The organism is Lysobacter auxotrophicus (genome assembly GCF_027924565.1).
Lineage (GTDB): Bacteria > Pseudomonadota > Gammaproteobacteria > Xanthomonadales > Xanthomonadaceae > Lysobacter_J > Lysobacter_J auxotrophicus.
In genome coordinates this window covers 4,111,137-4,131,699 of record NZ_AP027041.1, presented here as the reverse complement: position 1 = coordinate 4,131,699, position 20,563 = coordinate 4,111,137, and the positions used below count along the sequence as shown (strand labels likewise).

Below are 20,563 nucleotides of genomic sequence, written 5' to 3'. Positions count from 1 at the left end.
GGCGGCCTGCGCTTCGCGCGCGTCGCCGGCATGGACGGGTTCGTATTCGCCCTTGCGCAGGGCGAAGGACACCATGAGGCGATTCAGCCACGTATGCCTCATGAATAACCGCGACCAAGCACCGGCGGGCCGAAAAGCCCGCTCACCCGGGAGCCCTTACGTATCCGCCCACATCCGGAACAGATTCGTCCGCAGCGATTCCAGCAGTACCTGCAAGCGCTGGCGATCTCCGCCGCTCGCCGCCAGCGCGCGCGCTTCTTCCAGCTGCACCAGCAGTTCGCGGCGGTTGCTGTCGGCGACCCAGCTCTGCAGCCAAGTGATCGCCGCGATGCGCACGCCGCGCGTCACCGGCGTCACGCGATGGATCGTCGTGGACGGGTAGAGGATCGCGCTGCCGGGTTCGAGCTTGTACGACAGCTCCTGCGCGCCGAGCTGGATGGTGAGTTCGCCGCCGTCGTATTCGGCAGGATCGTTGAGGAACACCGTGCACGACAGGTCGCTGCGGATCGGTGGCGTCGAGGGGAAGAGCGCTTCGTCGACGTGCCATCCGTAGTTCATGCCGGGCTCGTAGCGCACGACCGTGGTGCGCGCCATCGTGCGCGGCTGGGCGAATACGCGAAGCTCGCCTGTGCGCATCAGCGCGTCGCGCGCGATCAGCGCGATGCGCTGGTTTGCCGGATCCTCCTGCGGCGCCTGCAGGTTTTGCTTGATCGTCGAATCGGGGTTGGTCATCCGCCCATCCGCGAATCGCACCTGCGGCAGCAGCTCCCGCACCGCCTGCAATTCAGCGGCGGAGAGCACGTTGGGCAGGATCCGGATCATGGCGATGCGTGCTCGGCGGTGGTGGCGGCCATCATCGGCATTCAGCCGGGGGCCGGCAACCACGCCTCCCGCTCACGCTGTTTCAACGAGGGCTTTCCGACACTGGACGCCGTTCCCGCAACGGGTTTTCACCATGACGAAGCTGACTTCGATCCCCGAACGCGCGCTCGACCTGGCCTCGCTGGTCGGCGACAACCTCCGCAACGCCGGCGAAAGCCTGCGCCATTCGGTGCCCTCCATGACCCATAGCGCCAGCCAGTGGCTGGAGACGGGCGTGAAGCTCGGCGCACTCAAGGGCGGCGCGCGCGTGGCCGGTGGCTTCGTGCGCCGCAATCCGGTGCTGATCGCCGCGGCCGTCGCCGGCGCCGGCCTGCTCTGGTACGCCGCGAAGCGTCGCGCCAACCGCGTCGAAAACGAACAGGACGAGCACGCGATCGAAGGCTCGTCGCGCCGCGTCGAAGCACGCCGTGGTTCGGGCCGTCGTGCGCCGGCACAGCGTCGCGGCGGCTCCCGCCAGCAGACGCGCGTGGAGCATTGACCGCGGTAGCGATCGATCGCAAGCGATGTAAGCCGGCCCTCTTCCGGATGGAGAGGGCTGGGTGGGGCGTGGACTCAGGCGGCTACGCGCTGCCTCGGTCGGGATGACGCTCACGTGAGAGGAGCGCGCGTCCTCCCGGGGTCGCCTCACGCCAACGCTGAGAGCGATGTCGGTTTGAAGGACATCAGCTAAGCGTGGAACGTCCCTGGATTCCCGCCTTCGCGGGAATGACGAGCAAGAACAGGCCGATTCGGCAGCACTTGCGACCCGGCTGCCCGTCGCGCCGACGCTCAGAATCAATCCGGCAATCACGCCTCGGCGCAATGGGCGAACCGTCCGCGCTACTGCACGCGGCTCGACGAATCCAGCGCTCGCACGCATCGGCGACGAACGGCCCCGGTGTTACCCCATCACGCCGCACCAGGCGTACCCATCACGCCACAACAGACTTACCTCTTCACGCCACAACAGGCGTCGTCGCTTCCGGCAGTTCGATGATGAAGCGTGCGCCGCCGTTGCGGCGGGCTTCGTGCCACAGCTGTCCGCCGGCGCGCGCGACGATGCGCTTGGCCAGCGACAGGCCCAGGCCGCTCGACAATCCGTCGTAACGCGGATCGTCGTGCAGGCGGACGAACGGCTTGAACAGTTCCTTTTCGCGCTCGGGCGGAATGCCCGGCCCGCGATCGGCGACGACCAGCTGCCAGTAGCCCGGCGCGCCGGGGCGCGCGGTGAGCAGCAGCTCGGAGTCGGGTGCGTACTTCATCGCGTTGGTGACGAGGTTTTCCGCCACCTGGCGCAGCACGCGCGGATGGATGTTCACCTGCGCCGGCGTCTGCGGCAGGCGCAGTTCGGCGCGGATGCCGCGCGCTTCCAGCTGCATCTCGTACCGCTTGTGCAGCCAGCTGAGGATTTCGACCAGGTCCGCGCGACCGCTGCCGGCGTCTTCGTCGGCGCGCTTGTCGGACTGGCTTTCCAGGTAGTGGTGGATGTAACCCAGCGCGTCGTCCGCGCTCTCGTGGATCATCTCCAGGTAGCGCGGGATGCGCTCGGTCTTGCACAGGCCGCTGCGCAGCAGTTCGGCGGCGAAGACCACGCTGCTCAGCGGGTTCTTCAGGTCGTGCGCGACCAGGTTGACCAGTTCCTCGCGTTCGCGCGCCACGCGTTCCAGGCGATCGCGCGTGAGCTTCAGCCCGACGTGCGCGTTGACGCGCGCGAGCAGTTCCTCGGGCAGGAACGGCTTGGTGACGTAATCGACCACGCCGGCGTCGAAGGCGCGCAGCAGCAGGTCGCGATCGTGCGCGGCCGTCACGAACACGACGGGCACCTGCAACGGGCCGAGTTCGTGCAGCGCGGCGATGACGTCGAAGCCGTCCATGCCGGGCATCATCATGTCGAGCAGGATCAGGTCCGGCGGACTTTCGACGTACCGCTGCAGCGCTTCCTCGCCGGAACTGGCGGACACGACTTCATAGCCCTGGCGGGCCAGCAACGTGCCGACCACGCGCAGGTTCACGTTCTGGTCGTCGACGACCAGGATTCGGCCCGAATTGCCAGCGGCTACGACCATGCTGCGTCCCTGTCCCCGGGGCAGCGTCGACCCCCTTCGCGCCGCGGTTTCATTGAGACAAACGGTATCAGAAAGGCGGGCGATTGCGGACATGTCGTTCCCCGGATGGCGGACCGGCGCGGCACCGATCCCGCAAAGGGGCCAAGATCCGCAACGCCGGGCTTCAGCTCGGGATGCCCCGCTGGCTAGAACGCACCGCATCATGTGACCCCCTACTCGTCGCGGCACTCCCCCATGCAGCCGACCCTTCGCCCCCTTGGCCGCTCCGGCTTGCGCGTCGCCCCGTTCGCCCTGGGCGGCAACGTCTTCGGGTGGAGCGCCGACGAGGCCACGACCTTCACCCTGTTGGATGCTTTCGTCGACGCCGGCTTCGACCTGGTCGACACCGCCGATTCGTACTCGTACTGGGTTCCCGGCAACCAGGGCGGCGAGTCCGAAACCCTGCTGGGACGCTGGTTCCAGCGCAGCGGCAAGCGCGCCCGCGTGACCTTGGCGACCAAGCTGGGGAAGTGGGAACGCCACCGCGGCCTGTCCCCGGCAACGATCCAGGCGGCCGTCGAAGGCTCGCTGCGCCGCCTGCAGACCGACGTCATCGACCTGTACCAGGCGCACGAGGACGACACGGCGACGCCGCTGGCCGACACGCTGGGCGCCTTCGCGCGGCTGATCGAACAGGGCAAGGTGCGGGCGATCGGCGCCTCGAACTACTCCGCGCAGCGCCTGGGCGAAGCGCTGGACGTGGCCGAACGCCATGGCCTGCCGCGCTACGAGACGCTCCGGCCCGAGTACAACCTCTACGCCCGCGCCGGCTTCGAGGCCGGACTGCAGCCGCTCGCCCGCGAGCGCGAGGTCGCGGTGATCCCGTACTACGCGCTGGCCAGCGGCTTCCTCACCGGCAAGTACCGCAGCGACGCCGATGTCGGCCAGAGCGCGGCGCGCGCCGGCGCCATCGGCAAGTACCTCAACCCGCGCGGGTTGCGGATCGTGCAGGCGCTGGACGATGTGGCGGCCGAGCTGCACGCCACCCCGGCGCAGGTCGCGCTGGCGTGGCTGATGGCGCAGCCGACGATTGCCGCGCCGATCGCCAGCGCCACCTCGGTCGAGCAGCTGCGTGAACTGCTCGCCGCGGCGCGGCTGTCGCTCACGCCCGCGCACCTGGCGCAGCTCGCCGGCGCCAGCGCCGAATGAGCACGGCCGCCTCAACGCATCCGCAGGCCGCCCGCCGCATCGGCCTGGCGATGGCCGCCACCGGCGCGATCCTGTTCTCGGCCAAGGCGATCCTGGCGAAGTTCCAGTACCGCTACGGCGTGGATTCGCTCGACGTGCTCGCGTTGCGCATGTTGCTGTCGCTGCCGTTGTTCGTCGCGCTGGGCATCCGCGAATCGCGCCGCGTCGACCGCGCGCCGATGAGCCGGCGAGACTTCGGGCTCATCGTCATCCTCGGCGTGCTCGGTTACTACCTGTCGAGCCTGCTGGATTTCTGGGGCCTGGAATACGTGCCGGTGTCGCTGGAACGGCTGATCCTGTTCCTCAACCCGACCTTCGTGCTGCTGATCGGCGTGTTCGCGTTCAAGCGCCGCGTCGCCCGACGCGAGTGGGTCGCGCTGGCGGTGAGCTACGCCGGCGTGTCGCTGGTGTTCGTCGAGAACCTGCGCGTGCAGGGCGAGCACATCCTGCTCGGCAGCGCGCTGGTGCTGCTGGCGGCGCTGAGCTACGCGCTGTACCTGTCGATGTCCGGGCAGCTGATCAAACGCATCGGGTCGCTGCGGCTGGTGGCGTACGCGATGACGATCTCGACCGCGGCGACGCTCACGCATTACCTGATCGCACGCGACCCCTCGCACCTGCTGGAACTCCCCGCACCGGTGTACGGGCTGGCCGCGCTCAACGCGTTCTTCTGCACCTTCCTGCCGGTCACCTTCACGATGGGGGCGGTGGCGCGGCTCGGCGCGGGCACGGCGGCGCAGATGTCGGTGCTCGGCCCGGTGTCGCTGGTGTTCCTCGGCGCGTGGCTGCTGGGCGAACCGATCACCCTCGTGCAGCTGGTCGGCACCGCGGTGGTGCTCGGCGGCGTGCTGCTGCTGACGCGCCCGGGCGCGAACTCCGTTCCCGTTGCCGAAACCGCGCACAACGCCCCGGACGACGGCGACGCCGCGAAGACCGAAGCGCGCTAGCGCCGCGCGGCGTTCGCGCGTTCGCGCACCTGCGCGAGCGTCCAGTCGCGTGTCAGTTCGCCGTTCTCCCACACGGTCTCGAGCGCGTCCGCAAAACCCGCCGGCGCGCCCGATGCATCCAGCGACACCGCGCCGTCCGGCAGCGCGACCGTGCGGTACTCGCCCGTGTCGACGTGCCGCGCCAGCGTCATCCGCCCGCGCTTGCTTGTCTTGCCCGGATCGGTCACCGGCTCCTTGTAGACCTCGATCCAGCGCCCGTCCACGCGCGCGGCGGAGCACTTGAGCGCGAACTTCTGCGTGTCGCGATCCAGCCGCTGCAGCAGCGCGCCGCCCATGCCGAAGGTGAGGTTCTCCGCGGAATACCCGGCGCCGGCCGCGCGCTCGAGGATCGCGCGGATGCTGTCGGGATTGATGCCGTCGCCCTGGATCACGCGCACGTGGTTGAGCACGCGGAACCCCTTGCCGTTCATGACATGACCGAATGCCTCGTCGAGCCGGCGAAGGCATTCGTGCACGACGTCGACCGGATCGCCCGAGTCGGGCCGGATCACCACCGTCGCGCCCGACGCGATCACCTCCTCGCGCAACGTGCGGCCCCAGTGCTCGGACACCGCGCGGAAGATGTCGTAGCTGTCCGACACGACGGCGACGATCGCGCCGGGTCGGGCGAACTGCCGCAGCATGTTGCGATACGCGTCGACCTCGCGTTCGCGGCCCCACGCGGTGATCGTGCTGTGCTCGGCGGCGGGGATGGAGAACGCCGCCATCGGCTCGTGGTACCAGGCGCGCGCGGCGAGCAGGCCGGACACGGTGTCGGTGCCCATGAAGTTCACCAGGTGCGACAAGCCGCCGATCGCCGCGGACTCCGTGCTCGACACGCCGCGCGCGCCGAAGTCGTGCAGCTTGAACGGCAACTGGCCTTCGGGGTCGTCGCTCGTTCGTTCAAGGAACGGGCGGATCGTCTGCTTCGCATGCCAGCTGGTCGTGGCGACCGTCACCGGGTACCACAGCCGCAGCAGCAGCGTTTCAAAATACGACGGCACCCAGAACGCGCGCGGATCGGTCGATTCGATCGTCACCAGCGCCTGGTGCACGGGCACGACGGAACCTTCCGGCACCGCGCGGATGCGCAGCGGCAGGCGGCCGCCGAGGCGCTCGACGATGTCGCGCCAGCCGGCTTCGTTGAACGGCTCGCCGTGCGCGGCGAACAGCTCGCGCGCCTGCGCGATGTCCTCGTGCGTCACGCGGCGCGACAGATATTGCTTGAGGATCGACTGCAGCCCGAAGAACACCGTGCGGTCGTACAGTCCGCCGCGCGATTCGACGTAGAAGAACGTCGCGTCCGTGTCCGGCGGGTACTGCAGCCAGTGGCTGACCTTGTAGCTGTCGGTGTTGAGCAGGAGGTTGTCGAGGAATTCCATGGCGTGTCCGTCGGGCCGGTGCGGCGATGCTGACGCCTGCGGGCGCGCGCTGCTTGATGCCGCTCAAACGTCGCGATCGCGCAGGAACGCCGACGTGTTCCGCATCGTGCGCGCCGTCGCGTCACGGCGGCGCATCGCCGCTACAGCCGGCGCCATTCCCCGGGCGCGAGGCCGTCGAGGCGATGCGGCCCGATCGCCACGCGCACGAGGCGCAACGTCGGCAGGCCGACCGCGGCCGTCATCCGTCGCACCTGGCGGTTGCGGCCTTCGCTGATCGCGATTTCGAGCCACGCGTCGGGCACGGTCTTGCGGAAGCGCACCGGCGGATCGCGCGGCCACAACGGCGGCGTGTCGAGCCGCTGGGCCTTCGCCGGGCGCGTGGGGCCGTCGTTGAGCACGACGCCGCGACGCAGCGCGTCGAGCTGTTCGTCCGACGGCTCGCCTTCCACCTGCACCCAGTACGTCTTGGGTTCCTTGTGTCGTGGATCGGTCAGCCGGTGCGCGAGCGCGCCGTCGTCGGTGAGCAGCAGCAGGCCCTCGCTGTCGTGGTCCAGCCGCCCGGCCGCGTACACGTCGGGCGGCAGGCCGAAGTCCGCCAACGTGCGTCGCGGCGGCGTGCTGCGATCGGTGAACTGGCACAGCACGCCGTAGGGTTTGTTGAGGGCGATGAGCATCTTGAAGCCCCTCTCCCAGCGGGAGAGGGGTTGGGGTGAGGGGCGGCGGAGTGGTGCGGCTGGCGCTCGTCGTGCCAGCTTTTCATCAGGTGGACGGAATACGGACAACGGCGCCGCGGCGGGCCTGGATCCCGGCCTTCGCCGGGATGACGGGCACGCGGCGCAGCGCGTTACGGCTTCACGAACCGCAGCGTCATCCGGTCGCTCTCGCCGATGGCCTTGTACTTGGCGTCGTCCGTGGCCTCGTGCTGGTTGGTCGGCGGCAGGGTCCACACGCCCTTGGGATGGTCGGCGGTGTCCTTCGCGTTGGCGTTGATCTCGCTCTTCGCGTCCAGCTTGAAGCCGGCCTTCTGCGCCAGCTCGATCACCAGCGCCTCGGTGAGGTAACCGGAGGTCTTCATCTTCTCCAGGTCGGTGCCCGGCTTGGCGCGATGGTCCACCACGCCCAGCGTGCCGCCCGGCTTGAGGACGTCGAAGAACGCCTTGAAGTACGCGTCGGCCGTGCCGTCGTCGACCCAGTTGTGCGCGTTGCGGAAGGTCAGCACGACATCGGCCGAACCCGCCGGACCGAAGTTCGGCGCCTTCGGGTCGAAGTTCTGCACCTTCGCCTTGCCGTACACGGCGGCGTCGGCAAGGCGCTTGGCCATCGCCTCGCTCTGGCGGTAACGGTACTGCGGCTGGTTCGGGATCGCCGGGTCGTACATGGCCGCGACGTACTGGCCGCCGTCCTTCAGGTACGGCGCGAGGATCTCGGTGTACCAGCCGCCGCCGGGCGTGATCTCCACCACCGTCTGGCCCGGCTTCACGCCGAAGAACGCCAGCGTTTCGGCCGGATGGCGGTACGGGTCGCGCAGCACGTTCTTGGGATCGCGCGTGGACGCGGCGACCGCGGCCTTCAGCGCGGGATCGACGGCGGCCGTCGTGGCGGCCTTCGGCGCGGGCTTGGGCTTGGCTTGCGCCAGGGCATCGGCATTGACGACGAGCAGCGCGGGGACGAGTGCGGCAAGCAGCAGGCGTTTCATGCAGGTCTCCAGGACGGGGCCGGGTGAACGGGCGGCCAGACTAACGCCAAGCCCGTGACCGCGGCCATCAACGAACGGCACGGGGCCGCGGTCTGGACGGGGATTTCGCCGCCTTCGCGGCGGGTTTGCGCGGGCGGGAGGCGCGTGGCGTCATCGCGTCGCTGGCCGCGTAGGTCGCCGCTTCCTCCAGCAGCCAGTCGCGGAAACGCGCCAGCCCGCGGTGGTCGCGCGAACGCGACGGGTACACCAGGTAATGCGCGAACTCGGTCTTCAGGCGTTCGTCGAACAGTTCCACCAGATGCCCGGCTTCGACCAGCGGACGGGCGAGCGTCACGCGTCCGAGCACGATGCCCAACCCTTCGGCCGCGGCGCGGTGCAGGTTTTCGGAGTCGTCGAAGATCGCCACGAAGCGCGCCGGCGGCGATCCGCCGAACCGCGCGAACCACTCGCTCCAGCGGCCGCCCGGCGCGCCGAGCAGCGGAAACTGGTTGAGGTTCGCAAGGGTCGGCCGGCCGAGGCGTTCGATCAGCGCCGGGCTCGCGGTCGGTGTCATCCAGTCGTCGAACAGGTGCACCGCTTCCACGCCCGGCCACTTGCCGGGGCCGAAACGGATGCCGGCGTCGATGGCGGTTTCGCGCGAGAAATCGATCGGATCGACGTTCGACTGCAGGCTGATTTCCAGCTGCGGATGCGCGGCGAGGAAACGCGGCAGGCGCGGCACCAGCCAGCTCGACGCGAAGGAGGGCATCAGCGTCACGGCGAGTGCGTCGTCGCGGCGCACGCGGCGCGGCGCGAGCGCCAGTTCGATCGCTTCCAGGTGCGGCGCGATGCGGTCGTACAGCGCCTGCCCGTGTTCGGTGAGTTTCACGCCACGCGCGCCGCGCACGAACAGGCGACGGTCGAGGCGTTCCTCGATGGTGCGGATCTGGTGGCTCAGCGCGCTGACGGTGAGGTGCATCGACTCGGCGGCGCGGGTGAGATTCCCGGCGCGCGCGGCGGCGATGAAACCCATCAGGGCCTGCAACGGCGGACGGCTCATTCGACCTCCTCCCGGTTACGGCGCATCTTGAAGCGGATTCAAGCCTGGCTTGCAGAACCGTCGCTTTTTCGGGCTTCGGCGCGGGCGTATCTTGCAACGCACTCAAGGAAGTTGTCCACGCCACGCAGGCCGACGCACACCGGGAGCATCGCCATGAACGCCTTCACCAACCTCTTCTTCCCGCAGATCCAGCAGGCCGATCCGCACGCCTTCGACGACGCCGACGACCGTTACGCCGGCAGCTACGGCAACGCTGTCGCCTCGGCCCGCTTCTTCGCCCCGCTGGGCCACGCCCGGACGAACCGCGCGCAGGACGCCGCGCCGTCGTTCGACGCCGACATCGCGGCGTGCGGCTGCGGCTGATCGCGCTGCTCCGATCGAACCAGGCCAGCCGGCCGCCACTAGTCGGATTCCCCCAAGCGCCGCGCCCCCACCGCGGCGCTTTTTCCTTGTCTGGCGCAAATGCGCCCACGCGCCCTCTGGGATCCGGCGCGATTGTTCGTCCCGGGGTGTAGCCCCTACAATCGCGAACGATTCTCATTTGTTGGCGACCGGGGCGGCGAGAGCCGGCGATCCGCCGCCAGCGCCAGCCAAGGTTCCCGATGCGCTTCCACCGCTCCGCCCGGCCGCTGCCGGTCTCGATCCGCCGCGCGCTCGTCGCCGTCCTCCTGACCGGCGCCGCCGCGCCGGCGTTCGCCCAGCAGGGCGCCAGCGCCACCGACCTGGATTCGGTCGAAGTGCGCGCGCCCATCGCCCGCACCGCCGGCACCGCGACCAAGACCGACACGCCGATCCGCGAGATCCCGCAGTCGATCTCGGTCGTCACCGACCAGCAGATGAAGGACCGCGCTATCCACGGCATCGAGGAAGCCATGTGGTTCACCGCCGGCGCGCAGGGCGGCGGCTACGGCGGCGATCCGCGGTCGGACTGGCTGCTGCTGCGCGGCTTCACGCCGGCGCGCTACCTAGACGGGCTCGCGCTCGCCGAAGGCAGCGGCACGTCGATCACGCGCATCGAGCCGTACGGCCTGGAACGCGTGGAAGTGCTCAAGGGGCCGGCGTCGGTCGCCTACGGCGCGATGCCGCCCGGCGGCATGGTCAATTACGTGAGCAAGCGTCCGACCGACGCCACGCTGCGCGAGGTCGAACTGCAGGTCGGCACGCACGACCTGTTCCAGCTCGCCGGTGATTTCGGCGGCAAGCTCACCGACGACGGCGTGTGGACGTACCGCCTCACCGCGCTGGGCCGCCAGAGCGACGACGAAGTCGACTTCGTCCACGACGACCGCTATTTCGTCGCGCCCGCGCTGACGTGGAAGCCGGACGAGGCGAACTCGCTGACGCTGCTCGCGCGCTGGCAGAAGAACGACACCGTCGCCGGGGCCGGCTTCCTGCCTGCGGAAGGCACGCTGCTGCCGAACCCGAACGGCCGCATCGCGCGCAACCGTTTCACCGGCGAGCCGGGCTTCAACGACTACGACAAGACGATGACGTCGCTGGGCTGGGAATACCTCCACGACTTCGGCGGCGGCGCGACGTTCCGCCAGAACCTGCGCTACGGCGTCACCAAGATCGACCCGAGCACGTCGGTCGGCGCGTTCGGATGGCTGACCGATCCGGTGACGTTCCAGCCCGTCGACTACCGCACGCTGGTGCGCTACCTGTGGAACACCGAGGAAGAGAGCAAGACCTTCGGCGTCGACAACCAGCTGCAGTTCGACTTCGCCACCGGCGCGATCGAGCACACGCTGCTCACCGGCCTGGATTTCCGCCGCGCGCGCAACGATTACGCCTCGGCGTTCGTGTTCGGTGCGCCGACGCTGGACCTGTTCGCGCCGGTGTACGGCTCGCCGATCGTCGAGCCCGAATTCGCCACGCGCACGCGCCAGACGCAGGAGCAGTTCGGCCTCTACGCGCAGGACCAGATGAAGATCGACCGCTGGGTGGTGACGCTCGGCGCGCGCCAGGACTGGGTCGGCACCGACACGCATGAAGTCATCGGCGGCGCGCCGTCGCACCAGAGCGACGACAAGTTCTCCGGCCGCGTCGGCGTGAACTACCTGTTCGACAACGGCTTCGCGCCGTACATCGGCTGGTCGCAGTCGTTCCAGCCCACCGTCGGCACCGACTTCTCCGGAACCGCGTTCGTGCCGACCACTGGCGAGCAGACGGAGATCGGCATCAAGTACCAGCCGGCGAGCAACCGCGTCCTCGCCACGCTCGCCGCGTACGAGCTGGTGCAGGAAAACACGCTGGTGGTCGATCCGAACCACACGCTGTACCAGATCCAGCAGGGCGAGACGAAGGTGCGTGGCGTCGAACTCGAAGGCCGCTGGAACATCGGCAACGGCCTGAGCGTCTACGGCGCGTACACCTACACCGATTCGGAAGTGACCAAGTCGACCGATCCGCTGTCGCTGGGCCGCGAGATCCCGCTGCAGCCGAAGAACGTCGCCTCGCTCGGCGCCGATTACACGATCACCGGCGGCGCGCTCTCCGGTCTGGGGTTCGGCGCCGGCGTGCGCTACACGGGCGAGCATTACGGCGATGCCTACAACCTGTGGCAGACACCGTCGTACACGCTGTTCGATGCGTCGGTGCATTACGACATCGGCGCGTGGCGCCTGCAGCTCAACGCGCAGAACGTCGGCGACAAGGACTACGTCGCGACCTGCAACAGCGCGACGTGGTGCTACTACGGCTACCCGCGCACCGTCACCGCGACCGCGCGCTACCAGTGGTGAGCTGACGCGTGAACCCGATCGCCGCCACCGTCACCGCCATCGCGCTGTCGCTGATCTCGGCGGCGTCGCTGTACGCCGCATCGCCGCATTGCCGCTGGCCATCGTGGCGGCGCCATGCCGCGCGCGGCAACCTCGTCGGCGTGCTGCTCGCGCTGGGCGCGTTGTGGGTGTGGATCGCGGAACTCGGCGTCGGCGCGGGGCTCTGCGCGATGCTGGGAACGTGGATGCTCGGGCTGATGGCGTGTCCGTACCTCGCGTGGCGCACGTCGCCCGATGCCGACGGAGGAACCCGCTGATGTGGACGCGCGCGTTCGCCGGCATCGTGCCGGGTTTCTTCTTCTCGGCGGGCCTGGTCGGACTGGTCACGTGGGCGCTGCCGGGCCCGTGGCAAAGCACGATCGTCGCCGGCGTCATCGCGTTCTTCATCGTGTGGATCGCGGTGATGGGCGCGAGTTTCCAGTTCGCCAGCGGCAGGCGCGCGTGGGCGTGGCTGGGCGCGCTGGCGGTCGTTTCGCTGGGCGCGCTGTGGATGTTGCAGTCGCTGCGCTGGATCGAGTGAGGCCGGCATGAAGATCTCCTCGAATACGCTGCGCACCTTCACCACGCTGCACACGTGGGTCGGCCTTGTCGCAGGTTTCGCGCTGTTCGTCGCGTTCTATGCCGGCGCGATCACCGTCTTCCACCACGACCTGCAGGCGTGGCAGTCGCCGCACGGCATCCACGCCACGTCGCAGACGCTCGCCGAAGCGCAGCGCCTGCTCGACGAAACGCTCGCGCGCCATCCCGATGCGCGCAAGCACGTCGGCATGGTGTTTCCCGGCGAGGAATACCCGATCACCGCCACGTACTGGCCCGACGCCGGCGGCACGTGGCATTACGCGACGACCGAGCATCCCGAAGGCGTCGACGAGATGCCGGGCGGCGCGCTGTCGGAACTGGTGAACGCGCTGCATTACTCGCTTGGCATTCCCGTCGCCGGCACGTACCTGATGGGCATCGTCAGCATGCTGTATGGGCTCGCGCTGATTTCCGGCGTCGTCATCCACTTGCCGAAGCTGGTCGAAGACCTCTTCGCGCTGCGCCCGGGCCGCAACCTCAAGCGCATGTGGCAGGACGCGCACAACGTCATCGGCGTGCTCAGCCTGCCGATGCACATCATGTTCGCCGTCACCGGCGCGATGCTGTGCCTGGTGATGATCGTGATGCTCGCGCTCAATCCGCTGGTCTATCGCAACCAGCTGATGGCCGCGCTCGGCCCGGCGATGGACACCGCGCCGGTCGTCGCGCCGGCGGGACGCGAAGAGCAGATCGGTTCGCTCGCGATGTGGCACGAACGCAGCATCGCCGCCGCACGCGAGCAGGGCCTCGATGATTTCGAGCCCGCGTACCTCAAGCTCGCCAATGCAGGCGACGCCAATGCGACGGTGGAAGTCACCGGCGAATCGTCGGGGACGCTCGGCCCCGCCGGCTCGGTGGCGATGAATGCCAACACGGGCGACGTGCTCGCCACGCAGTTGCCCGGCCAGCGCGATGCGAACCACGCGACGCTGTCGTCGGCGTACGCGCTGCACTTCGGCGAATACGGCAATGCGTGGGTGCAGTGGCTGTACTTCCTGCTGGGGCTCGGCGGCGCATTCCTGTTCTATTCCGGCAACCTGTTGTGGATCGAGGCGCGCCGCAAGCGCCGCCAGGCCGAGCAGGGCCGCGCGCAGCTGTGGATGGCGCGCGCCACCGTCGGCGTGTGCATCGGCGTGTGCGTGGCGATCTCGGTTGCGTTCATCGCCACGCAGCTGCTGCAGCTGCCGGCGCTGTCGGGCATCGGGCTGGCATTCGGCGTGAACGTCGCCTGCTTCTCGGCATGGGCGTTGTGCGCGCTGTGGGCGGCGCTGCGTCCGCCAATCCGCGCCGCGCACGAGCTGCTGTGGGCCGCGGCCGTCACGACGATGCTGGTCCCGCTCGCGCACGGCGTCGCCACGGGCGCATGGTGGTGGACCAGCGCCGCGGCCGGGCAGTGGGCGTTGTTCGCGATCGACACGGGCGCCATCGCGATGGCCGTCGGCTTTGCGTGGCTCGCGCGCGTCACGGCGCGTCGCATGCGCAGCGGCGAAGCCAACAGCGTGTGGGCGCTCGCGCCCGTCGCCGTCGCCGCGCGCGTGGAAGCGCCGCAACCGTAACCGGGCGCGGCCGTCACGGGCCGTTCGCGGCGTTCTGCCATAAGGACGTCGCGAACAGGAAAGCCCGGATGCCTTCCACCATCACCACCCAGCGCGGCGAGTTCCGCCGCATCTACCGCGCGCTGCAACGCAAGCCTGACCTGGCCGCGCGTACGCCGGTGTTCTTCTGCGAAGGCGACTCGTGGTTCTCCACGCCACTGGCGATGAACCTGCTGGACTGGCTGGTGTTCCCCACGCCCGAGGACGAGGAACGCGGCGTGCCGCAGTTCGGCGCCGGCGGGCTGTTCTTCCGCACGGAGAAAAGCGGCGATCTCGCCATCGACATCTTCTCCGAGCGCCGCCTCGCCGATCTGGTCGACTGGTACGAAGGCTTCGATTTCGACGTCGTCCTGATCAGCGCGGGCGGCAACGATTTCGTCGCCGACTTCCTGCGGGGCCTGTTCGCGGGGCAATCGCCGATGCCGCCCGAGCAGGCGTTCGCACGCGTGGAGCGTTCGCGCCGCTTCGAGGAAGTGCGCGGCGCGTACCAGCGGTTCCTGCGCGCGTTCAAGCGGACGCGGCCGAACACGCCGATCCTCGCGCACACCTACGATTACCCGCAGCGCATGGGCGAGCCGGCGCGGCTTACGGTCGCCAACCTCGGCGCGGCGGCGCTGCTGCGCGACAACATCGGGCCGTGGATCGCACCGCACATCGCGCACGTGTTGCCGCAGATCGCGCAGCAGAAACGCTTCGCCGCGCTGCTGATCGACGGCTTCCACGATCAGGTGCTGCAACCGCTCGCGGTGCGTGCGGAGTTCGCCGGCCTGTTCACGCTCGTCGATCTGCGCGGCACGTTGCGCAGCAGCGACGCGTGGTTCGACGAGATGCATCCGACCGGTGCGGGCTTCCACGCGCTCTCGCTGAAGCTGCGCCGCGCCGCGAACGCGCTGTTGCCGCCCGCCAAACGCCGCGCCTGAACGCGCTCGCCAAAGGCAGCGCGTGGCATCATCGACGGCATGCAGGGCGTGCCGGACCATTTCGATCATCCGCTGGACCGGGCGCAGTTCCGGCGACCGGCGCATCGCGCGGGCGTCGAGCTGTATCGCGCGCATATCGTGCGGCACGCGTTCGAACCGCACACGCACGAGGCTTACGGGCTGGGTGCGATCGAAACGGGCGTGGAGCGCTTTCGTTATCGCGGCAGCGACCATCTGGCGCCGGAAGATTCGCGGGTGATGATGAATCCGGACGTGCTGCACACCGGCCGCGCCGAGACCGACGGCGGCTGGCGCTATCGCATGGCGTACATCGACGCGGACGTGGTGGAGACCATCACCGGGCAACGTGGCGTCTGGTTCCGCGACGCGGTGGAGCACGACGCCGCGCGCGCCAGGCGCGTGACGGGATTGCTCGACGCGCTGTGGCAGACGAGCGAACCGCTGGCGTTCGACGGCATGCTGCTGGAACTGCTCGATGCGTTCTCCGACCAGGCGCGCGCCGCGCGGCCGGTCGCGCGCGATGCGGCGCCGCGTTTCGCGCGCGTGGTCGAGTACCTGCGCGACAACCTGGCGCGACGACTCACGCTGGACGAACTGGCCGCGGTCGCGGAACTGAGCCCGTTCCACTTCCTGCGCGCGTTCCGCACGCAGTACGACGCCACGCCGCAGCAGATGCTGATGGCGCTGCGGTTGTTCGAGGCGAAGCGGCGGCTGGCCGAGGGCGTCGCGCCGGTGCAGGTTGCGGCCGACGTCGGGCTGAGCGACCAGGCGCACCTGACGCGCGCGTTCGCGCAGCGCTACGGGGTGACGCCGGCGCGGTACCAGCGGCAGGTGCGGGATTGAGCTCTAGATCTGCTCCTTCTCCCTTCGGGAGAAGGTGCCCGAAGGGCGGATGAGGGGTAACGAAGGATCAAGGCCGGGACTCGCAGTGCCTCGCTGCACGGGTGGTTATGCGCTTCCGCTTCGTTGCCCCTCACCCCAACCCCTCTCCCGCAGGGAGAGGGGCTAAACCGCAATCTGCTACAAGACACCGCCGACCCGCGCCCCCACGCTTCCCCCATGTGGACCGGAACCCTCTATGCCCTCGCCGCCGGCCTGTTGTGGGGCCTCGTCTTCGTCGCGCCGCTCATGCTGCCGGACTATCCGGCGGCGCTGCAGTCGGTGGGGCGCTACCTCGCGTTCGGGCTGATCGCGCTGCCGCTCGCGTGGATCGACCGCGCCAACCTGCGCCGCCTGTCGCGCGCGGACTGGAAGGAAGCGCTGAAGCTCGCCGCGATCGGCAACCTGCTCTACTACGTGTGCCTGGCCAGCGCGATCCAGCGCGCCGGGGCGCCGCTGCCGACGATGATCATCGGCACGCTGCCGGTGGTCATCGCCATCAGCGCCAACCTGCGCGACCACCACCGCGACGGTCGCCTGCCGTGGCGCAAGCTGGCGCCGTCGCTGCTGCTGATCGCGCTCGGCATCGCCTGCGTCAATCGCGTGGAACTCGAAGCCCTGCGCGCCCAGCCCGACGCCAACGCCGCCCGCTACCTGCAGGGCGCGCTGCTGGCGATCGTCGCCGTCGCGTGCTGGACCTGGTACCCGCTGCGCAACGCCGACTGGCTGCGCGCGCATCCCGATCGCAGCCCGCGCACCTGGGCCACGGCGCAGGGCGTGGCGACGCTGCCGCTTGCGCTGGCCGGCTACGCGCTGCTGTGGGGCGGCCTGGCGGTCGCCGGCAGCGGGTTCGACATGCCGTTCGGTCCGCGCCCGTGGTTCTTCATCGGCCTGATGGCGTGCATCGGCCTGTTCGCCTCGTGGATCGGGACGATGTGCTGGAACGCCGCCAGCCAGCGCCTGCCGACCGCGCTGGCGGGGCAGCTGATCGTGTTCGAGACGCTCGCCGCGCTCGGCTACGCCTTCGTCCTGCGCGGCCGCGCCCCCGAACCGCTGACGATGCTGGGCATCGCGCTGCTCATCGCCGGCGTCCTGTGGGCCGTCCGCATCCGCCCGGAGGCCACCGCCGCCGAGGGCCACGCCGCCTGAAGCGCGCGTAGCGCGCCTCCACGACGCGTGAAGGCCGGCGCGGTTCCGCCATCACGCGCGAGCCGCTACGATTCCGCCCACGACGCACGCGCCCGTTCTGGAATCGCGCGCGCATGGGATGGAGCGCACGGGGAAGCGCATGTCGACGAGACTGTTGATCGTTCTGCTGTCGCTGGCACTGGGCGTGGTGAGCGGTGCCTTCGGCTATTCATTGATCGCCGGCAAGCGCCAGGCGGCGGCGCTCGCGGCCGCGCGCGAGGAAGGCCGCAAGGCCGCCGAGAAGGCCTACGGCGACGAGATGGCCGCGCTCAAGCCGGTCAGCTTCGCCAAGGCCGCCGACGCGGAGAGCAAGGCCGGCGGCGTGCAGTTCGGCTACGAATACGTGAAGCCGAAGAACGCCGAACTGGAGCCGTACTACAAGCTCGCGCACGACACCGACATGCTGCGCCACCTCCCCGAGGTGCAGGCCATCGACGGCATGCTGATGCTGCCGCGCCCGATCAACTACGTCACCGCCGAATGCGGCGAGGTCAACGCGTTCTATTCGCCGGAACGCAACGAAGTGGTGATGTGCTACGAGACCATGAAGGTGCTCGAGCAGCGCGGCCGCGAACTGGCCGCCCACAACAAGCTGCCCGACACCTACGCGCAGCAGTACCTCGACGCGAACTTCCGCTTCATCCTGCTGCACGAAACCGGCCACGCGCTGATCACGCTGCTGGAGATCCCGATCACCGGCCGCGAGGAAGATGCCGTCGACCAGCTCGCCACCACGCTGATGCTGCGCTTCGCCGGGCTCAACGAATCCACCGCGACCGTCACCGAAAACCTGCGCATGGCGTCGAACTGGTTCCTCGCGCGCAGCACCGGCGAGTACAACCTCGATGCCTACGCCGACCAGCACGCGCTGGGCGAGCAGCGCTACTTCAACCTGCAGTGCCTGCTGTACGGCAGCGATCCGGCGCGCTACCTGAGCATCGTCACCGACGGCGACCTGCCGGAGGCGCGCGCCAAGGGCTGCCCGGAGGAGTCGCGCCGGATCAGCCGTTCGTGGCTGCGCCTGCTGATCCCGTACGTGGCGCCGAAGTACGAGATGACCGAAGAGAAGGCGAACCGCCTGTTCGAGCAGCGCGAGATCGAGCGCGTGCGCAATACGGACTCGTCGTACATCCGGTGATCGTTCGCGATGGAGCCCCTCTCCCGCGCGCGGGAGAGGGGGGAATGAAATCCTTCACTCCCTCCAGCCCCCGCTTCATCGCCCCGATCCCGCATCCGTCGCACCGTCCCTTCCGCCGGTGACGCGGGCCGTTATGCTGCGCCGCAATCCTTCGTGACAGGCGTTTCCCGTGTTCAAGACCCTGGCCTTCGTGCTGCGCATCGGTGTCGCCTGGCTGCTGGCGCTGCTGGTCGTGTCGGCCATCTGGGACCAGCTGCCCGGGCTGCGCCGCCTCCACTGGCTGCTGACGATGATCGGCATGGCGACCATGGCGCTGGTGATCGTCGCGGCGTTCTCGCATGTCGGTCGCGTGCGGCTCATCGCGGATCGCACGGACAAGGAAGCGCTCGACAACCGGCAGCGCCGGCAGGTGGAAGTCCCGTTCGACGCGGGCGAGGCGTTCGACCTCATCGACGCCGCGGTACGTGAACTGCCGCGCATCGGCCACGTCGAAAGCACGCGCGACAGCCTGCAGCTGCGCGCCGTGGTGGAACGCCCGCAGAACGATGGCGATTATCCGCTCGGCCGCTGGAATCCGATGCGCTGGTTCGGCACGCCGCGCAACCGCATCCTCGCCACCGTCGTCCCCGGGCGCGACGCCGCCAGCATCACGCTGATCTGCGAACCGGAAAGCCCCGCATGGAGCGACTGGTTCCTCGTCGATGAAGGCACGAACTTCGAGAACGCCGAGGCGATCGCGCGCGCCATCAGCCGCCGCGTCGCGCAGCGTCGCCGCGACGAGAAAACCGAAGCGGCGCAGACCGCAACGGAGAAGGAGCTCACCGTCGCGCGCCTGAACCTGCTGCACGCGCAGGTCGAACCGCACTTCCTCTACAACACGCTCGCCAGCGCGCAGCTGCTCACGCGCAGCGATCCGGCGCGCGCGGACGAGATGCTCGGCCATCTGATCCAGTACCTGCGTCGATCGTTGCCCAGCACCGACCACGAGATGTCCACGCTGAGCGCGGAACTCGAACGCGCGCTGGCGTACCTGGAAATCCTGAAGATCCGCATGGGTTCGCGCCTGTCGGTGCAGGTGGACGTTCCCGAATCGCTGCGTGGCACGCCGCTGCCGCCGATGGTGCTGCAGACCCTGGTGGAGAACGCGATCAAGCACGGCCTGGAGCCGCGCACCGGCGGCGGCAACGTGTGGATCCGCGCGCGCCGCGTGGACGACGTGGTCGCCGTGACCGTCGCCGACGACGGCGAGGGCTTCAACACCAAGAACAGCGGCACCGGCATCGGCCTGAAGAACGTGCGCGAACGGCTGCGCCTGCTGTACGGCGCGAGCGCGGCATTGTCGGTCGTCGCGAACTTCCCCAGCGGCGTGGCCGCCACGATCTCCGTGCCGCCGGCGCTGCCGCCCGCCATTCCGACCGAGCACCGCCATGTCTGACACCTTCACCTGCATCGTCGCCGAAGACGAAACGCTGCTGCGCGAATCGCTGGTCAAGCAGGTGCGCGAGGCGTGGCCGGAACTGCAGATACTCGCCGAATGCGAGGACGGCGCGAGCGCGCTGGAAGCGCTCGCCGAACACACGCCGACGGTGGCGTTCCTCGACATCCGCATGCCCGGCATCACCGGGCTGGAAGTCGCCGCCGCCGCCGCGCAGGTGTCGCCGCGCACGCAGATCGTGTTCGTCACCGCGTACGATCAGTACGCGATCGACGCCTTCGAGCGCGGCGCGGTCGATTACCTGCTCAAGCCGATCACCGCCGCGCGCCTCGCCACGACGGTGGAGCGCCTGAAGGCGCGCACGGGCAACAACGACGCGGCGGTGCTGGCCGACCTGCTGTCACGCCTCGGTGCCAGGCCGGCCGCCGCCGCGTCGCCTCCGCTGACCTGGATCACCGCCAGCGCCGGGCGCGAGACGCGGTTGATCCTGGTCGATGAAGTGGCCTACTTCCGCGCCGACAACAAGTACACCACCGTCGTCACCGCCGAAGGCGAGGCGCTGCTGCGCACGCCGATCCGCGAACTGCTGGGCGTGCTGGATCCGACGACGTTCAAGCAGATCCACCGCTCGACCATCGTCAACCTGAAGGCGATCGCCGGCATCGTGCGCGACGACACCGGGCGCGGCACGGTGCGCCTGAAATCGCGTCCGGAGACGCTGCCCGTCAGCGCGCCGTTCATGGCGCTGTTCCGCCACATGTAACACCG

General features: G+C 69.3%; 20 protein-coding genes. 14 read left to right on the top strand and 6 right to left on the bottom strand.

The annotated features are described in order from the left end of the window. Positions 1-156 precede the first annotated feature (156 nt). Positions 157-822 carry a Fe2+-dependent dioxygenase gene (locus tag LA521A_RS18820; protein WP_281780352.1) on the bottom strand — a complete coding sequence of 222 codons (666 nt, stop codon included), beginning with the start codon at positions 820-822 and terminating at the stop codon, positions 157-159. A gap of 133 nt (positions 823-955) precedes the next feature. Here LA521A_RS18820 and LA521A_RS18815 point away from each other — a divergent pair, with 133 nt between their 5' ends. Then, complete coding sequence (locus LA521A_RS18815; RefSeq protein ID WP_281780351.1) at positions 956-1,360, top strand: hypothetical protein; 405 nt, start codon at positions 956-958, stop codon at positions 1,358-1,360. Between the two features lie 457 nt (positions 1,361-1,817). Here the strand turns inward: LA521A_RS18815 and LA521A_RS18810 are convergent, their stop codons facing one another. Then, complete coding sequence (locus tag LA521A_RS18810) at positions 1,818-2,927, bottom strand: hybrid sensor histidine kinase/response regulator (RefSeq protein ID WP_281780350.1); 1,110 nt, start codon at positions 2,925-2,927, stop codon at positions 1,818-1,820. A 234-nt stretch (positions 2,928-3,161) separates the two neighbouring features. Between LA521A_RS18810 and LA521A_RS18805 the strand changes: the two genes are divergently transcribed. Together LA521A_RS18805 and LA521A_RS18800 are read left to right on the top strand one after the other, a co-directional pair. After that, entirely contained in the window at positions 3,162-4,115 is a 954-nt protein-coding gene (locus tag LA521A_RS18805) for an aldo/keto reductase (protein ID WP_281780349.1), read from the top strand. Next, positions 4,112-5,101: a DMT family transporter gene (locus LA521A_RS18800; RefSeq protein ID WP_281780348.1), complete on the top strand. Its 990-nt coding sequence runs from the start codon at positions 4,112-4,114 to the stop codon at positions 5,099-5,101. Before LA521A_RS18805 ends, LA521A_RS18800 begins: the two co-directional genes overlap by 4 nt. On the opposite strand, the gene LA521A_RS18795 is transcribed toward LA521A_RS18800, so the two are convergent. The 4 genes from LA521A_RS18795 to LA521A_RS18780 form a co-directional block, all read right to left on the bottom strand. Beyond that, on the bottom strand, positions 5,098-6,522 hold the full coding sequence (locus tag LA521A_RS18795; RefSeq protein WP_281780347.1) for a nicotinate phosphoribosyltransferase: 1,425 nt from the start codon (positions 6,520-6,522) through the stop codon (positions 5,098-5,100). The genes LA521A_RS18800 and LA521A_RS18795 overlap by 4 nt on opposite strands. A 140-nt stretch (positions 6,523-6,662) precedes the next feature. Then, entirely contained in the window at positions 6,663-7,196 is a 534-nt protein-coding gene (locus LA521A_RS18790) for a pseudouridine synthase (RefSeq protein ID WP_281780346.1), read from the bottom strand. A 170-nt stretch (positions 7,197-7,366) separates the two neighbouring features. After that, positions 7,367-8,209, bottom strand: coding sequence for a class I SAM-dependent methyltransferase (locus LA521A_RS18785; RefSeq protein ID WP_425494613.1), 843 nt, complete (start codon positions 8,207-8,209; stop codon positions 7,367-7,369). Positions 8,210-8,285: 76 nt separating this feature from the next. Continuing rightward, on the bottom strand, positions 8,286-9,257 hold the full coding sequence (locus LA521A_RS18780; protein ID WP_281780344.1) for a LysR substrate-binding domain-containing protein: 972 nt from the start codon (positions 9,255-9,257) through the stop codon (positions 8,286-8,288). Between the two features lie 153 nt (positions 9,258-9,410). Between LA521A_RS18780 and LA521A_RS18775 the strand changes: the two genes are divergently transcribed. The 11 genes from LA521A_RS18775 to LA521A_RS18725 all read left to right on the top strand — a co-directional run bounded on the left by LA521A_RS18775 (position 9,411) and on the right by LA521A_RS18725 (position 20,558). Continuing rightward, positions 9,411-9,620, top strand: coding sequence for a hypothetical protein (locus LA521A_RS18775; RefSeq protein WP_281780343.1), 210 nt, complete (start codon positions 9,411-9,413; stop codon positions 9,618-9,620). A 239-nt stretch (positions 9,621-9,859) separates the two neighbouring features. Further along, on the top strand, positions 9,860-12,001 hold the full coding sequence (locus tag LA521A_RS18770) for a TonB-dependent siderophore receptor (protein WP_281780342.1): 2,142 nt from the start codon (positions 9,860-9,862) through the stop codon (positions 11,999-12,001). 8 nt (positions 12,002-12,009) lie between these two features. Then, positions 12,010-12,297, top strand: a complete 288-nt coding sequence (locus tag LA521A_RS18765; protein WP_281780341.1) for a hypothetical protein — start codon at positions 12,010-12,012, stop codon at positions 12,295-12,297. After that, entirely contained in the window at positions 12,297-12,560 is a 264-nt protein-coding gene (locus LA521A_RS18760; protein WP_281780340.1) for a hypothetical protein, read from the top strand. The genes LA521A_RS18765 and LA521A_RS18760 overlap by 1 nt, the downstream gene beginning before the upstream one ends. Positions 12,561-12,567: 7 nt before the next feature. Next, positions 12,568-14,175, top strand: a complete 1,608-nt coding sequence (locus LA521A_RS18755; protein ID WP_281780339.1) for a PepSY-associated TM helix domain-containing protein — start codon at positions 12,568-12,570, stop codon at positions 14,173-14,175. Between the two features lie 68 nt (positions 14,176-14,243). Continuing rightward, a complete protein-coding gene (locus LA521A_RS18750) occupies positions 14,244-15,134 on the top strand; it encodes an SGNH/GDSL hydrolase family protein (RefSeq protein WP_281780338.1) in 891 nt (296 codons plus the stop codon). Positions 15,135-15,173: 39 nt separating this feature from the next. Further along, positions 15,174-15,998 (top strand): AraC family transcriptional regulator, encoded by an 825-nt coding sequence (locus tag LA521A_RS18745; protein WP_281780337.1) that lies wholly within the window; start codon positions 15,174-15,176, stop codon positions 15,996-15,998. A gap of 216 nt (positions 15,999-16,214) precedes the next feature. Then, the gene (locus LA521A_RS18740) at positions 16,215-17,183 is read left to right on the top strand and encodes a DMT family transporter (RefSeq protein WP_281780336.1); all 969 of its coding nucleotides are present in this window, start codon (positions 16,215-16,217) and stop codon (positions 17,181-17,183) included. Positions 17,184-17,322: 139 nt separating this feature from the next. Further along, positions 17,323-18,360, top strand: coding sequence for a DUF4344 domain-containing metallopeptidase (locus tag LA521A_RS18735; RefSeq protein ID WP_281780335.1), 1,038 nt, complete (start codon positions 17,323-17,325; stop codon positions 18,358-18,360). 169 nt (positions 18,361-18,529) lie between these two features. Beyond that, on the top strand, positions 18,530-19,795 hold the full coding sequence (locus LA521A_RS18730) for a histidine kinase (RefSeq protein WP_281780334.1): 1,266 nt from the start codon (positions 18,530-18,532) through the stop codon (positions 19,793-19,795). Beyond that, positions 19,788-20,558, top strand: coding sequence for a LytR/AlgR family response regulator transcription factor (locus LA521A_RS18725; protein ID WP_281780333.1), 771 nt, complete (start codon positions 19,788-19,790; stop codon positions 20,556-20,558). Before LA521A_RS18730 ends, LA521A_RS18725 begins: the two co-directional genes overlap by 8 nt. Positions 20,559-20,563: the final 5 nt, after the last annotated feature.

What these genes read in the sequence shown, in the direction of transcription:
- LA521A_RS18725 (WP_281780333.1), top strand. Translation starts at nt 19,788, where the DNA reads ATGTCTGACACCTTCACCTGCATCGTCGCCGAAGACGAAACGCTGCTG.
- LA521A_RS18745 (WP_281780337.1), top strand. Translation starts at nt 15,174, where the DNA reads ATGCAGGGCGTGCCGGACCATTTCGATCATCCGCTGGACCGGGCGCAG.
- LA521A_RS18795 (WP_281780347.1), bottom strand. Translation starts at nt 6,522, where the DNA reads ATGGAATTCCTCGACAACCTCCTGCTCAACACCGACAGCTACAAGGTC.
- LA521A_RS18770 (WP_281780342.1), top strand. Translation starts at nt 9,860, where the DNA reads ATGCGCTTCCACCGCTCCGCCCGGCCGCTGCCGGTCTCGATCCGCCGC.
- LA521A_RS18805 (WP_281780349.1), top strand. Translation starts at nt 3,162, where the DNA reads ATGCAGCCGACCCTTCGCCCCCTTGGCCGCTCCGGCTTGCGCGTCGCC.
- LA521A_RS18750 (WP_281780338.1), top strand. Translation starts at nt 14,244, where the DNA reads ATGCCTTCCACCATCACCACCCAGCGCGGCGAGTTCCGCCGCATCTAC.
- LA521A_RS18755 (WP_281780339.1), top strand. Translation starts at nt 12,568, where the DNA reads ATGAAGATCTCCTCGAATACGCTGCGCACCTTCACCACGCTGCACACG.
- LA521A_RS18815 (WP_281780351.1), top strand. Translation starts at nt 956, where the DNA reads ATGACGAAGCTGACTTCGATCCCCGAACGCGCGCTCGACCTGGCCTCG.
- LA521A_RS18760 (WP_281780340.1), top strand. Translation starts at nt 12,297, where the DNA reads ATGTGGACGCGCGCGTTCGCCGGCATCGTGCCGGGTTTCTTCTTCTCG.
- LA521A_RS18780 (WP_281780344.1), bottom strand. Translation starts at nt 9,257, where the DNA reads ATGAGCCGTCCGCCGTTGCAGGCCCTGATGGGTTTCATCGCCGCCGCG.
- LA521A_RS18810 (WP_281780350.1), bottom strand. Translation starts at nt 2,927, where the DNA reads ATGGTCGTAGCCGCTGGCAATTCGGGCCGAATCCTGGTCGTCGACGAC.
- LA521A_RS18740 (WP_281780336.1), top strand. Translation starts at nt 16,215, where the DNA reads ATGTGGACCGGAACCCTCTATGCCCTCGCCGCCGGCCTGTTGTGGGGC.
- LA521A_RS18775 (WP_281780343.1), top strand. Translation starts at nt 9,411, where the DNA reads ATGAACGCCTTCACCAACCTCTTCTTCCCGCAGATCCAGCAGGCCGAT.
- LA521A_RS18800 (WP_281780348.1), top strand. Translation starts at nt 4,112, where the DNA reads ATGAGCACGGCCGCCTCAACGCATCCGCAGGCCGCCCGCCGCATCGGC.
- LA521A_RS18820 (WP_281780352.1), bottom strand. Translation starts at nt 822, where the DNA reads ATGATCCGGATCCTGCCCAACGTGCTCTCCGCCGCTGAATTGCAGGCG.
- LA521A_RS18790 (WP_281780346.1), bottom strand. Translation starts at nt 7,196, where the DNA reads ATGCTCATCGCCCTCAACAAACCCTACGGCGTGCTGTGCCAGTTCACC.
- LA521A_RS18735 (WP_281780335.1), top strand. Translation starts at nt 17,323, where the DNA reads ATGTCGACGAGACTGTTGATCGTTCTGCTGTCGCTGGCACTGGGCGTG.